General features: G+C 65.8%; 9 protein-coding genes. 5 read left to right on the top strand and 4 right to left on the bottom strand.

Annotated features, from left to right (window positions below; genetic code table 11):
* Nucleotides 1-49 precede the first annotated feature (49 nt).
* The 4 genes from DPM33_RS27070 (at nucleotide 50) to DPM33_RS27055 (ending at nucleotide 4,943) form a co-directional block, all read left to right on the top strand.
* Entirely contained in the window at nucleotides 50-2,206 is a 2,157-nt protein-coding gene (locus DPM33_RS27070) for an ABC transporter ATP-binding protein/permease (protein WP_167449243.1), read from the top strand.
* A 294-nt stretch (nucleotides 2,207-2,500) separates the two neighbouring features.
* The gene (locus DPM33_RS27065) at nucleotides 2,501-3,475 is read left to right on the top strand and encodes a nucleoside hydrolase (protein ID WP_112100457.1); all 975 of its coding nucleotides are present in this window, start codon (nucleotides 2,501-2,503) and stop codon (nucleotides 3,473-3,475) included.
* A 130-nt stretch (nucleotides 3,476-3,605) separates the two neighbouring features.
* Entirely contained in the window at nucleotides 3,606-4,433 is an 828-nt protein-coding gene (locus DPM33_RS27060) for a Stf0 family sulfotransferase (protein WP_245442414.1), read from the top strand.
* Between the two features lie 87 nt (nucleotides 4,434-4,520).
* Entirely contained in the window at nucleotides 4,521-4,943 is a 423-nt protein-coding gene (locus tag DPM33_RS27055) for a DOPA 4,5-dioxygenase family protein (RefSeq protein WP_112100456.1), read from the top strand.
* A 119-nt stretch (nucleotides 4,944-5,062) separates the two neighbouring features.
* Here the strand turns inward: DPM33_RS27055 and DPM33_RS27050 are convergent, their stop codons facing one another.
* From DPM33_RS27050 to DPM33_RS27035, 3 genes are all read right to left on the bottom strand, one after another.
* Nucleotides 5,063-6,697: a putative bifunctional diguanylate cyclase/phosphodiesterase gene (locus tag DPM33_RS27050; RefSeq protein WP_112100455.1), complete on the bottom strand. Its 1,635-nt coding sequence runs from the start codon at nucleotides 6,695-6,697 to the stop codon at nucleotides 5,063-5,065.
* Between the two features lie 13 nt (nucleotides 6,698-6,710).
* Nucleotides 6,711-8,507, bottom strand: coding sequence for an ATP-binding protein (locus tag DPM33_RS27045; protein WP_425373583.1), 1,797 nt, complete (start codon nucleotides 8,505-8,507; stop codon nucleotides 6,711-6,713).
* A gap of 1,020 nt (nucleotides 8,508-9,527) precedes the next feature.
* The gene (locus DPM33_RS27035) at nucleotides 9,528-11,033 is read right to left on the bottom strand and encodes a sensor histidine kinase (protein ID WP_167449242.1); all 1,506 of its coding nucleotides are present in this window, start codon (nucleotides 11,031-11,033) and stop codon (nucleotides 9,528-9,530) included.
* 275 nt (nucleotides 11,034-11,308) lie between these two features.
* Here DPM33_RS27035 and DPM33_RS27030 point away from each other — a divergent pair, with 275 nt between their 5' ends.
* Nucleotides 11,309-11,836, top strand: coding sequence for a flavodoxin domain-containing protein (locus DPM33_RS27030; protein WP_112100452.1), 528 nt, complete (start codon nucleotides 11,309-11,311; stop codon nucleotides 11,834-11,836).
* A 156-nt stretch (nucleotides 11,837-11,992) separates the two neighbouring features.
* On the opposite strand, the gene DPM33_RS37135 is transcribed toward DPM33_RS27030, so the two are convergent.
* Nucleotides 11,993-12,637, bottom strand: coding sequence for a hypothetical protein (locus DPM33_RS37135; RefSeq protein WP_167449241.1), 645 nt, complete (start codon nucleotides 12,635-12,637; stop codon nucleotides 11,993-11,995).
* Between the last annotated feature and the right edge of the window lie 144 nt (nucleotides 12,638-12,781).

Below are 12,781 nucleotides of genomic sequence, written 5' to 3'. Positions count from 1 at the left end.
CGGACGGCACTTCCATGAAACCTTTTGATTTTTGGGCCGTTGTCGCGCGATGCCCCCGGCCAAGCGCAAACCGAAACCGGACGACAGTGCCATTGAGCGCGGTGAAAGCAAGCCGCGCCCGGCGACGTCGCGCCACGATACCTCGCACCAGTTGAAGCCGCGCCAGTCGAAACCGCGCGGCGCTCCGAAGCCGCGCTTGGATAAGGCGGCGGAAGACAAACCGGAAGACAGGCTGAAAGAAGGCAAGGCGCGGCACGGCAAGCCGTCGGCCGGCGAGAAGCCATCCGGGAAAAAAACACCCGCCGACGCCGCGCCCGAGGCCATCGGCCATGCCGGGTCGCCGCCGCCGGAGGAGGCGGAGCCCAGTCCGCGGCTGTCACCGGAGGAGGCCGAGCGGGCGCGCAAGAAATATCTGCTCAGGCGCTTCTGGATCAGCGGACGCGGCTATTGGGGGCTGCGCGGCGACAGGCTCGCCTGGCCGCTGTCGGTCGGGCTACTCGTGCTCATCTGCGTCAATGTCGGCTTTCAATACGGCATCAACCGTTGGAACCGCGCCATCTTCGACGCCATCGAGCAGCGCGACGCGGGTACCGTCTACTGGCTGAGCGCCATCTTCCTGCCGCTGGTCGCCGGCAGCATCAGCCTGGTCGTCGCGCAGGTCTATCTGCGCATGACCATGCAGCGGCGCTGGCGCTCCTGGCTGACCACGGCGGTCATCCAGCGCTGGCTGGCCAGCGGCCGCTACTACCAGCTCAACCTCGTCAAGGGCGACCACGCCAACCCCGAGGCGCGCCTGACCGAGGATCTCAGGATCGCTACGGAATCGCCGGTCGATTTCGTCGCCGGCGTGCTCAACGCCTTCCTGGCTGCCTCGACCTTCATCGTCGTCTTGTGGACCATCGGCGGCGCGCTGAGTTTTACGCTGGGCGGCCACGCCATCACCGTGCCCGGCTTCCTCGTCGTCACCGCCGTCATCTATGCCGCGATCACCTCGACCTCGATGTTCTTCATCGGCCGCCATTTCGTCGAGCTTTCCGAGGAGAAGAACCAGACCGAAGCCGAGTTCCGCTACGTGCTGACGCGCGTGCGTGAAAACGGCGAGAGCATCGCGCTGCTGGGCGGCGAGGAGGAGGAGAATGCCGGCATCGACCGCTCCTTCGCCGCCGTGCTCGGCCGCTGGGCGCGGCTCACCGGCCAGCACATGCGTACAGCACTGGTCTCGCAGGGCTCCAGCCTGTTCGCGCCGGTCGTGCCGGTGCTTTTGTGCGCGCCAAAATTCCTCGACGGCTCGATGAGCCTTGGCCAGGTGATGCAGGCGGCCTCCGCCTTCGCCATCGTGCAGGGCGCCTTCGGCTGGCTGGTCGACAATTATCCACGTCTCGCCGACTGGAACGCCTCGGCGCGCCGCATCGCCTCGCTGATGATGTCGCTCGACGGGCTGGAGCGCGCCGAGACGAGCGACACGCTCGGCCGCATCCAGCGCGGCGAGACCAAGGGCGGCGCCATGCTGGCGCTCGACGAGCTCTCGGTGACGCTCGATGACGGCACCTCGGTGGTCAAGGAAACCGAGGTCGAGATTCAGCCCGGCGAGCGCGTGCTGGTCTCGGGCGAGTCCGGCTCCGGCAAGTCGACGCTGGTGCGCGCCATCGCGGGGCTGTGGCCCTGGGGCAGCGGCAGCGTCGATTTCCATCCCGGCAAGCGGCTCTTCATGCTGCCGCAGCGCCCCTATATCCCGTCGGGCACGCTGCGCCGCGCCACCGCCTATCCCGCCGCCGCCGACAACTGGAAGAAGCCCGAGATCGCCGCTGCCCTCGACAAGGTCGGCCTCGGTTACCTGAAGGACCGGCTGGAGGAGGAGGCGCCCTGGGACCAGACGCTGTCGGGCGGCGAAAGGCAGCGCCTGGCCTTCGCCCGCCTTCTGCTGCATGCGCCCGACATCGTCGTGCTCGACGAAGCGACCTCGGCGCTCGACGAGAAGAGCCAGGACAAGATGATGCAGACGGTGATCCGAGAACTGCCCAAGGTCACCATCGTCAGCGTCGCGCACCGCGCCGAGCTGGAAGCGTTCCACACGCGCAAGATCACGCTGGAGCGGCGCCAGGGCGGGGCGCGGCTGGTCAGCGACATCGATCTCGTGCCGCGCAAGAAACGCGGCATGCTGCAGCGCGCGCTGTGGGGGAGCGGCGCGAATGGCAATAAGGGGTAGGACGGCGCTCCGAGATTGTGCGCAATCGCTTAGGGCGCTCCCCCGCTCCGTCTCGGCGCTGCGCACCGAGCCACCTCTCCCCCACCTTCGGCGGGGGCGAGGAAACGCCAATCGCCGAGGGCGCGGCCTTGGAAAGCCTGGGTTCCTCGCCCCCACAAAGTGGGGGAGAGGTGGCTCGGCGAAGCCGAGACGGAGAGGGGGCAGCGCCGGCGTCCGCGATGTTGCACCCACCTTTGTGCCAACCGACAATTGACGCTTACACCCCCCAGTCTGTAATCGCCACAGGAGGACGCCATGGAAAAGATCATCCTCGACTGCGATCCGGGGCACGACGACGCCATCGCCATCCTGCTGGCGGCCGGCAATCCGAACATCGACCTGCTCGGCATCACCACGGTTTCGGGCAACCACAATGTCGACAACACCACGCGCAACGCGCTGGCCACCTGCACCGCCTATGGCATCGAGGTGCCGGTGGCGAAGGGCTCGCCCGGGCCGTTGATCATCGACCAGGTGCTGGCCGTCGAGATCCATGGCGAGACCGGGCTCGACGGCCCCGAATTGCCGCCGGCCTCGTTCGAGCTCGACCGGCGCCATGCCGTCGATTTCATCATCGACACGGTCATGGCGCATGAGCCGAAGACCGTCACGCTGGTGCCCGTCGGCCCCTACACCAACATCGCACTCGCCGTCCGCAAGGACCCGCGCATCGTCGAGCGGGTGAAGAAGGTCGTCGCCATGGGCGGCAGCTATACGCGCGGCAACATCACGCCCGCGGCCGAGTTCAACATCTATGGCGACCCGGAGGCTGCCGACGTGGTGTTCCGCGCCGATTGGGACGTCACCATGGTCGGGCTCGACCTCACGCACCAGGCTCTGGCCACGAGGGACCTGCAGGACAGGGTGCGCGCCGTCGGCGGGCCGATCGCCAAGTTCGTCCTCGACATCTGGGAGTTCATCGCCACCACGCATGGCGGCCTGCTGCAGATCGAGTATCCGGCCGTGCACGACGCCTGCTGCGTCGCGGCCATGATCGACGGGAGCGTCTTGACCACCGAGAAGGCCGACATCCGCGTCGAGACCGCTGGACGCTGGACCAAGGGCATGACGGTCTGCAATTTCGAGAAGATGGGCGGCATGCATCATTTCGGCGGCACGGCGAGCGAGCAGGTGAATTTTCGCCACAGCGTGGCGATGAAGCTCGACCACCAAAAATTCTGCGACCTGATCGTCGACGCGCTGGAGCGGCTGACCCGGCGGAAGGCGTGAGCCGCTTCGGCCCTGGCCTCGCCCGTTTCGAACGCCTCGCTTCGATGGCCGGCTTGTGGCAAGGAACGGCCGGAATATATTAGAATTTTCTTGAGTTGCCGGCGGAAGCAGGGAGCGGCTTTCGCCCGGCATGGCGCAGGCAGGGAACTCGGGCGCATTGGCGCCGTTGGTGCAGCATGCGCGCGAAGGGGGTATGGTGAAGGGGGTTGCGGTCCTGACCGAGGCAAGGAGCGGTTCGAGCTGGCTCGGCAGCCTGACGAATGCCTCGGGCGTCATGGGCCAGACGAAGGAATGGCTGAAACCGCTCTTTCTGAAGCCCGAGCCGCGCGGCTATGAGGCGCTCGAGCAAGCGGTGCTGCGCCAGGCTTCGACCGAAAACGGCCGCTTCGCCATAAAAGTGTTTCCGCGCCAGCTCGCCTGGTCGAAGGGCAGATGGGGCAGGGATTTCCTGTTCGAGATGCGCAGGCGGCACGATCTGGCCTTCATCACGCTCGAACGCCGCGACCGGCTCCGCCAGGCCATTTCCTTCTACCGCGCCGGCGTCTCGAATTCATGGACGAGCTGGGACAAGGGCAGGGATGTCGCGGTCCCTTACAGCTTCGCCGGCATCAGCCGCGCCTTCTTCCAGATCGAGCAGAGCTATGCCTTTCGGCGAGCCTATCTCGACTTTTCGCAATTGCCCTCCCGGCATTTCGTCTACGAGGATCTGCTGGCCGATCCGCAGCCCTATATCGAGGCCGTCGCCGGGCTGCTCGACGTTGGCGTGCCTGCAAGCCTGCCGGTTTCCCGCTTCGTGGTGCAGCGCGACGACATCACCGAGGATTGGGTCGCGCGCTTCCGTCAGGCCAGCGCGGAGAGGGGCGCCATCGAGGCGATCGAGGAGCAGCCGGTGCCGCGCACGCTGCAGAACTTCGCCCGCATCGCCCTGAAGCGGCCGCTGAACCGAAGGCAATTCTGACGCGCCCGCGGCAGGTGCAGACAAGCCGGCCGCGCCTGCGCTAGTCTCCTGCCGGGGCAGGGAAAATCATCGAAGGGGAGCATCGCGATGAACGAAGCCAAGTCGCAGGATCCGAGGCCGGTCGCGGAAATCGCCAGCTATCATGCCCACATCTATTACGGCGATCCGGGCGAGCGGCGGCATGCCGAATGGCTGCGCCTGCGCATCGCCGAGCGTTTCCGTGTGCGCCTGGGCAGCTGGCGCGACGAGCCGGTCGGCCCGCATGAGCAGGCCATGTACCAGGTCTCCTTCGCCACCCAAATTTTCGCCACGCTGGTTCCCTGGCTGATGCTGAACCATGGCGGCTTGAGCATCCTCATCCACCCCAACACCACGAACCCCAAACGCGACCACCTGATCGACCCGGTCTGGATCGGCCGCGCGCTCGGCGTGCATGGCGAGGTGCTCGGCGAGGAGGACGAGGCGGAGGAGGCGCTGGAGGTGAATACCGAGCCGACGCTGGAGGCTTAGAGCAATTCCAGGAAAGTGCGCAGCGGTTAGGCTCGGCGACGGCCGTAGCCTTCCGTCCGGAATCGCGTCAAAACAACGAGATAGAGCGGTCCGCCGTTTCCGTGAAACGGCGAACCGCCCTAGTAGCGCCGTTCGTTTGAGACCAGCCCCTGCTGCAAGCGTCCCGAAAATTGCCGAGACGGTTGCGAGGATCTCGCCGTCTCGGAGATCCGGAATTGCTCGACCTCGGCGCCCGCGGAGACGACTTCGTCGAGAACGATGGGCTTCGCGAAGTAATAGCCCTGAGCGAGCTCGACACGGGTCGTGGCCTGCAGAAAAGCCACCTCCTCGAAACTTTCCACCCCCTCGACGACGATTGTCATGCCCAGGGAATGACCGAGAGCCTCGATCGCTTTCAGGATGCTCTGGTTGCGCGGCCGGCGGTGCAGCTTGGTGATGAACGACCTGTCGATCTTGACCTCGTCGGCGGTGATGTCCGCCAGAACCGACAAGGACGAGAAGCCGACTCCGAAGTCGTCGATCGAGATCTTGGCTCCGATTGCCCGGATCATCGGCAGGATGCACTCCTGGAACTCGTTGCGCGACAGCAACGTTTCCTCCGTGATCTCGACGATGAAACGGCTGGCGAACCCTGTCTCTTCGATCGCGTCCACGAACGACCGCATGAACTGCCTGTCGCCGGCCTGCTTGGCCGCGACGTTGATGCTGATCGTCGACGTCGGTCCGAACATCTCGTTGAGGCGGTCGATCGAAGCGACCGTTTCCGCCAGGATCAGATGCGTCAGCTCATCGATCAATCCAAGCTCGACGGCCAGGCCGAGGAAGTCGCCGGGCGGCTGAATGGCGCCTTCCTCGTCGCGCCAACGCATCAGCACCTCGACACCCATGGTCTCCCCGGAGCGGAGGTTGACCTTGGGTTGGTAGGCGCAACACACCCGCTTGTCGCGGATGGCCAGGCGGATGCGCTGTTCGAGCCGACTGCGCTTGTCCACGACACGCTGGATGGATTCATCGAAAAAGCGGACGGTGCCCTTGCAAATGGTCTTGCCGTCATACATCGCGCGATCGGCGTTATCGCGCAGGACGTCATAGGCGCGGCCATGATCCGGGAACAGGCTGACGCCGAAGGACGCCGAGACCAGGATCTCATAACCGTCGATGAAGAAAGGTTCCTTCAGCCGCTCGCTCATCCAGACCAGATCGCGCTCCAGCTCGAGCCTGTCGTGCACGGGCGAGACGAGCAGGACGAACTCGTCGCCGCTCAGGCGCGCCAGCATGTCCGAGCGCCGCAGGCCGGCGCTGAGCCGTTCCGCGATCTTGACGAGCAGCCGATCGCCAACCCCGTGGCCGTAGTAGTCGTTGATGCTCTTGAAGCCGTCCACGTCGATGAACGCCAGCGCGAAGGTCCCGTTGGCGTCGGCAATGAGACCGCTCAGGCTCCGTTCGAGCAGGCTTCGATTGGGCAGCCCGGTCAGATCGTCGAAATAGGCGCTGCGTATCAGCTCGTCCTCGCGCGATTCCCATTCGCTTTCGTCGAGGGAGATGGACAGGGCGTAGGCCCTGCCATTGACGTCGATGTCGAAACGGCGCGTGCGGAAACTGTCGCTGTTTTTCGCCGGCGAGCAGAAAACGGTGTTCCCGTCCGCGGCGACGATGGTGAGGCCGAGCGGAGCCGCGGCCAGGATAATCGACAGATCGCCGTGGTCCCGCTGGGCCGTCGGCTCTTTGCTCGTCGGATCAGATGGTGTGCCCATTGCAGAGGCCGCGTCAGCGTTTGAGAATCGAATAGCGGGCCGGGTCGAGCGGGACCCGGTCCCTTTGAGGCAGCCGCTCGCTGGCGATCGCTTCCAGTCCCCGCTCCACGGCGTCGGTATCGAACTCCGGACCGCCGGCTTCGCGCGGGCCGCCCTTTTGCGGACCCGGCTGCGCGGTCGTCGCCTTGCGCCAGCGTTCGATCGTGCGGCGCACGAGCTCGGGGCGCGACAGGTTCGCTTGCTTCATTTCGTCCCCGTCCACCTGCTCGCTGCGCGGGACGAGATGGGCCGGCAATGTCCGGAAGGAAAGCCGGGCGGGCAGAGGCATGCCTTCGCCGATGCCGATGAGCTCGCCGGTGCCCAGCGAGGGAACGAAGGAAAGCAGGTTGGCGGCCGCGTCCGGCAGGGCCGACCTCAGCAGCAGCTGGTCTTCGTCATTGGCCATCCGCATCACGAAAAGGGTGCTGCATTGCGAGATGATCGTCGGGTCCAGCTCCGCGGGGCGCTGCGTCGCGAGACCCAGATAGACGCCGTACTTCCGCCCCTCCTTGGCGATGCGCGACAGCGCGCGCCGGGCCGGGGCGAAGCCGACCGTCCGATCCGACGCGGCGTAGCGGTGCGCTTCCTCGCAGGCGATCAGGATCGGCGCGGCGCCTTCGCTCCAAAGGCCGAATTCGAACGCGAGACGGCAGACGGCGCATACGACCGCGTCGAGGACCTCGCCGGGCAGGCTGGCGAGCGTGAGCACGGTGATGCCGTGCTCGTCCGATTCCAGCTGGAAGAGCTGGTCGAGCACCGCGGCCATCTTGTCGCCGGCGACATTCGAGCTCTCGAACATGAATGCGTAGCGCGGATCGTTCTTCAGCGCCTCGATCCGCATCATCAGGCGGTGATGGACCATGCGGGTCGAACGGTTCTCGAGCTTGCCCATGCGCTCGTCGATGAGCCAAAGCAGGTCCTGGACCTGGTAGGGCGACGGCGTGTCGACCGTGAAGCCCATATGGCGCGGCCCCTTGCGCGCCAGCGCGGCGCGCTCGCCGCCCTGCTGCAGCGCCATGTAGGTGGCCTTGGCGACCGGGATCAGCTCGGCGAGGATTTCGACTTCCTCGGCGACCGGCGGCCGGCCGGCGAAGATGACGTCGATCATTTCCTCGAAGCTGAACAGCCAGAAGGGCAGCCTGAGGTTGCTCAGGCCGAAGACATGCGCCTTCTGCCCGAAGCTGTGTCCGTATTCGCCATGGATATCGAGCAGCAGGATCCGCACGTCCGGCCGTGCGCGCATGACTTCGTTGAGAATGATGGCGACGCCGCTGGATTTGCCGACGCCGGTGGACCCCAGCACCGCGAAGTGTTTCGACAGCATGCTGTCGACGTCCACGCAGGCGGCGATCGAGGGGTCCTGCTGCAGGTGGCCGATCTCGATCGAGTTGCTGGTCGACTTGGAATAGATGAGCTTCAGGTCCTCGCGGCTGACCATCACGGCTTCGTCGCCGATCGCCGGGTACTCCCGCACGCCGCGCCGGAACCACGACGAGCCGCCGCCGCGGCATATCTCACCCATCAGGTCGACGCGCGCCAGCGCCTTGTAACCCGATCCCGCGCCGCCGGGGGCGGCCTCCACCTCCGTGATCATGCCCAGCACGACATCGTCGCGGATACGGATCGCGATGAATTTGCCGACCGTCGCGCGGTGGTCTTCCGACATCTGCGAGCTCAGCACTCCCACTGTCGCCTGGGATCCGCAGCAGGACAGGACCTGCCCGAAGGTCACCGGGCGGCCGGGCGGCGGATAGGACGGTTGTTCGGACACTTGGGACATTGGACTACGATGCTCTGGTCGACTGGGTTGAAAGACCGAAGGCGGCCTCGTTCCGCCGGGAAGTCCGCGCGGCGCATCGTCGGCGATGGCCGCTCGCAGGACGGCGACCGATCGCGCCGGGACGTTGCGGCGCTCGAAATCCCCTGCCGCCGGCCGGCCGATGGGGGCTGGCTTCAAGTCTTGCCGAAAGGGGAAAGAATTCCATGGTGGGTCGTTTCTTGCCTCGGGTCCGGTATTTATTAGTTCAACCTAATTCGAAAATTATTAAGCGATGCACGCATGAGGGGTGTTCCTGCCTGCGTGGTTAAGCAATCGTCATTCGCGCGCATCCGAGTTTCAACATCGGGCGCCGTGGGCCGATCGCCGCGCAACGCCGCCAACCCCAGTGCGACCATCTGATCGACCCGGTCTGGATCGGTCGGGCGCTCCGCGTGCATGGCGAGGTGCTGGGCGAAGAGGACGAGGCGGAAGAGGCGCTGGAGGTGAATACCGAGCCGACGCTGGAGGCGTGAGCGGGTGCTTCAGGTGGCCGGCGCCTGTTGCCAGTTGCCCGATGTATCGACGTCGGCCCGGCGAACCGGAGTCCGCCGCAGCATTCAGCCTAGCTAAATTAGCGACACCGCGACATGGCGCGATCGGATAAGCGGCGATTGGCGTTTCCTCGCCCCCCACGAATGTGGCTACGCTATGCACACATCTTCTGTGACTGGCGTGACTGATCGGCCGAGGCTTGATTGCCACGTGGTTCCCCCAATCCGTCGCTGCTTCGCAGCGCCACCTTTCCCCCTTCCGGACCCTCCGGAGGGAAAGGAAGGGAGCGTCGCTGGACGAGTGTTGACGCCAAAAAGGCTTAGCGCCTTCCTCTACCCCGTCGATCGGGGGAGAGGTGGCTCGGCGAAGCCGAGACGGAGTGGGGGTCGACCAGCGCTACATTGGACAATAAATGCATGGCTCGGCGCGCAGCGCCGGGACGGAGAGGGGGCAGCGCCGCCCTCTGCGATTATCCGCCCCTCAAGCTGGCGCCATCTCCTCGACCCGCTCCAGCCTTGCCGCCTCGTCGACCACGACATTGCCGAGCGGCGCCGACAGCGTCCAGCGCACGAAGCCGGGCTGGCGCTCCAGCGAGGCGCTGCCGGAGAGGCTGGTGGGCACGACGCGCTGCAGCACCACGCTGCCGAAGCCGAGCCGCTGCTCCGCCTCGGGCGGCTCGGCGCCGCACGCCGTGCGCTCTTCCCACACCAGCTCGAAATCGCCGCGCTCCTGCGTCTCCGTCGGCACCCGCCAGCTCACCCGCACGGTGCCTTTGTCGGCCGAAAGCGCGCCATATTTGGTGGCGTTGGTGCCGAGCTCATGCAGCGCCATGCCGATGTTCTGCACGGCGTTGAGGCGCAGCGTCACATCCGGCCCCGACAGCTCCACGCGCTCCTCATGCGCGAAGGGCGTGAGATGCTCGCGCACCAGGTCGGACATGCCGGCGCCGCGCCAGTCGTTCATCACCAGGAGGTCGTGCGAGCGCGATAGCGCCATGATGCGCTCGCGGATCTGGTGCTCGAAGACGCGCGGGTCGGTCGCCCGCTTGGCCGTCTCGCGGATCATCGACAGGATCACCGCATACTGGTTCTTCACGCGGTGGTTCACCTCGCGCATCAGAAGCTGGATGTGCAGGTCGCTCGCCCGCTTGTCCGTGATGTCGGCCGCCATGCCGAACCATTCGAGGATCGCGCCGTCCAGATCCACGATCGGGATCGCCCGCGACAGCGTCCAGCCGGTGCTGCCGTCGGCGCGCCGCACCCGGTGCTCCAGCTCGAACACGCCGCGCTCGAGGATCCCCCGGTCGATCACCGCCTGCACCGCCGGCATGTCCTCGGGGAACAGATAGGCGTCGCGCCAGCGGATCGCCGGCCCATCGGCCGTCGACAGGAAGCCGCGGCCGTCCAGCTCGTGCATTTCCTGCCAGTCCGGGCTCATGCGGTAGATGACGTCGGAGCTGGCATTGACCAGCGCGCGGAAGCGCTGCTCGCTCTCGCGCACTTTTGCCGCCGCCAGCACCCGCGCGGTGGTTTCCGAGACGATGCACAGCACCGCCTCGACCGAGCCGTCCTGCGCCCGCACCGCCGAATAGGAAATGTCGAAATAGACCGTCTCGCCGACCCCGCCCGAACGCTCGATGTAGAAGGGCCGGTCCTTGGCCGAAAACGTCTCGCCGGTGGTGAGCACGCCGGAAAGCAGCGGCTCGAGGTCGGTCCACAGCTCCGCCCAGTTCTCCCGCGCCGGCCGGCCGAGCGCGCGCGGATGCTTGTCGCCGATGGTCGGCGCATAGGCGTCGTTGTAGAGAGCGGCGAAGTCAGGCCCGCAAAACAGCACGATCTCGGCCCGCGCCGCCAGCATCAGTTCGACCGTGGTGCGCAGGCTTGGCGTCCACGCCTCGGGCGGCCCGAGCGGGCTCGAATCCCAGTCATAGCCGCGGATCAATCCCGCGACCTCACCCTTGCCCCGAGGCCATGCGCCGTCCACCATGGGGGCATAAACGCGCGAGGCGGGAGATGTATCCGTGCGGCGGGGAGGAAATTTGGCCGGCCGAGCGCGGGTCGCCGATGGTCGGCGCACAGGCGTTACCATAGCGCGAATTGCGGCCCGCGAAATGGCACGAACCCCGGCATTCGCGCCGGCGCGAAAATCGGTGCGTGAACCCCCTTTCATGCGCTATGATGCGCTCCGTTGCATTGGGGCGTGCCGGGCGAGACGACACTGGATTGTCCCCATCAATGCCTTTCCACCGTCGGAGGGACATCGTGAACCTCTTGATCGTCTATGGAACGACTGAAGGGCAGACCAGGAAAGTCGCCGAACGGATGGCGACCGACATTCGCGGGCGCGGGCATCGGGTCGAGCTGCTGGACAGCGCGAAGTTCACGCCCGATTTGAAGCTCGGGCATTTCGACGCCTTCGTCATTGCCGCGTCGGTCCACCAGGAGCACCATCAGGAAGCCGTCACGACCTTCGTGTTCGCGCATCACGACCTGTTGAGCGGCAAGCCTTCGGCGCTGGTATCGGTCAGCCTGTCGGCGGCTCTGGAAGGCCACGGGGCCGCTGCCCGGAAATATGTCGACCACTTCGTCTCCCTGACGGGGTGGCAGCCGCGCATGACACTTCTGCTGGGCGGCGCCTTGCGCTTCACCAAATACGATTACTTCCAGGAGCAGTTCGTCAAATTCGTCGTCATGAAGGGCGAGGATCCAGGCCCGGAGCAGGATCACGAATTCACCGACTGGAACGCGCTCGCCGGCTTCACCGATCGGTTCCTCGCGACGGTCGGCTAGAGCAATTTCAGGAAAAGTGTGAAGCGGTTTTCCGTCTGAAATTGCGCCAAGACAAAGAGATAGGGCATTCGCCGTTTCCGTGAAACGGCGAAATGCCCTAGCCTGCGGCTGAGCCGGCCTGTCCCGCGCCGGCGCCTGGTTGCTTAAAGCACGCGGTCAGCGCCGTTTCGAAAGCCGGTCAAAATTGCGCCGCACCTGCCTGGCCGCGGGCAAGAGGGCAGCCGCCGCCGCTTCCATCGCCACCGTTCCATCGCAAAGCGACGGGCTTTTGCCGGAAAGGACGTCAGGCCAGAAACGCAACGCCGCCTCGAACGTCTTAGCCTGTGCCGCGAACAAACCTTCGGTCGCCGCCAGCACCTTTTCCTGCACCGCCTGCAGCGCTTCCCGCCCATTGGGCGCATGGCTCACGGCATCCAGCACCAGCAGCGGCACCCGCATGCCGACCACCGCCGGCGCCAGCAAGAGATCGCTGCCGGAATGCTTCCTGCGTTTTCTGCGGACGGGCATGAGCATCTTGCCTTGTGATGAGAACGATGGCGAAACTACGCGCCAAAGGCAGGTTGGTTCCACCTGGATGGAGTGCAACTGTTGCGGGAACTCGTCGATAGGCGAGACGGGCGGACAGGCGCGCTCCGCTGGCGAGAGCCGTGACGGCTTGATGCCGGTCCACCGCGATGGCGAGCTTTCCCGCCTGCGCCTCGGCAACTGGTGCGACGAGTCGGTCGGCCCGCACGGGCAGGCTAAGGTCTCATTGGCCACCGGGTCTTCGCCACGCTGATTACCTGGCTGATGTTGAACCACGGGGCATCCTCATCCATCCCGACACCACCAACCCTAAGCGCGACCACCTGATCGACTCGATCTGGACCGGCAGGGCGCTGGCGGTGAAGAGCGAGGTGATGGGCGAAGAGGACGAGGCGGAATAGGCGCTGGAGGTGAATATGG

The organism is Mesorhizobium hawassense (genome assembly GCF_003289945.1).
Lineage (GTDB): Bacteria > Pseudomonadota > Alphaproteobacteria > Rhizobiales > Rhizobiaceae > Mesorhizobium > Mesorhizobium hawassense.
The sequence above is the reverse complement of the archived record's forward strand: the minus strand, read 5'-3'. Positions and strand labels throughout refer to the sequence as shown.

What these genes read in the sequence shown, in the direction of transcription:
- DPM33_RS27070 (WP_167449243.1), top strand. Translation starts at nt 50, where the DNA reads ATGCCCCCGGCCAAGCGCAAACCGAAACCGGACGACAGTGCCATTGAG.
- DPM33_RS27065 (WP_112100457.1), top strand. Translation starts at nt 2,501, where the DNA reads ATGGAAAAGATCATCCTCGACTGCGATCCGGGGCACGACGACGCCATC.
- DPM33_RS27055 (WP_112100456.1), top strand. Translation starts at nt 4,521, where the DNA reads ATGAACGAAGCCAAGTCGCAGGATCCGAGGCCGGTCGCGGAAATCGCC.
- DPM33_RS27060 (WP_245442414.1), top strand. Translation starts at nt 3,606, where the DNA reads ATGGCGCAGGCAGGGAACTCGGGCGCATTGGCGCCGTTGGTGCAGCAT.
- DPM33_RS27050 (WP_112100455.1), bottom strand. Translation starts at nt 6,697, where the DNA reads ATGGGCACACCATCTGATCCGACGAGCAAAGAGCCGACGGCCCAGCGG.
- DPM33_RS27035 (WP_167449242.1), bottom strand. Translation starts at nt 11,033, where the DNA reads ATGGTGGACGGCGCATGGCCTCGGGGCAAGGGTGAGGTCGCGGGATTG.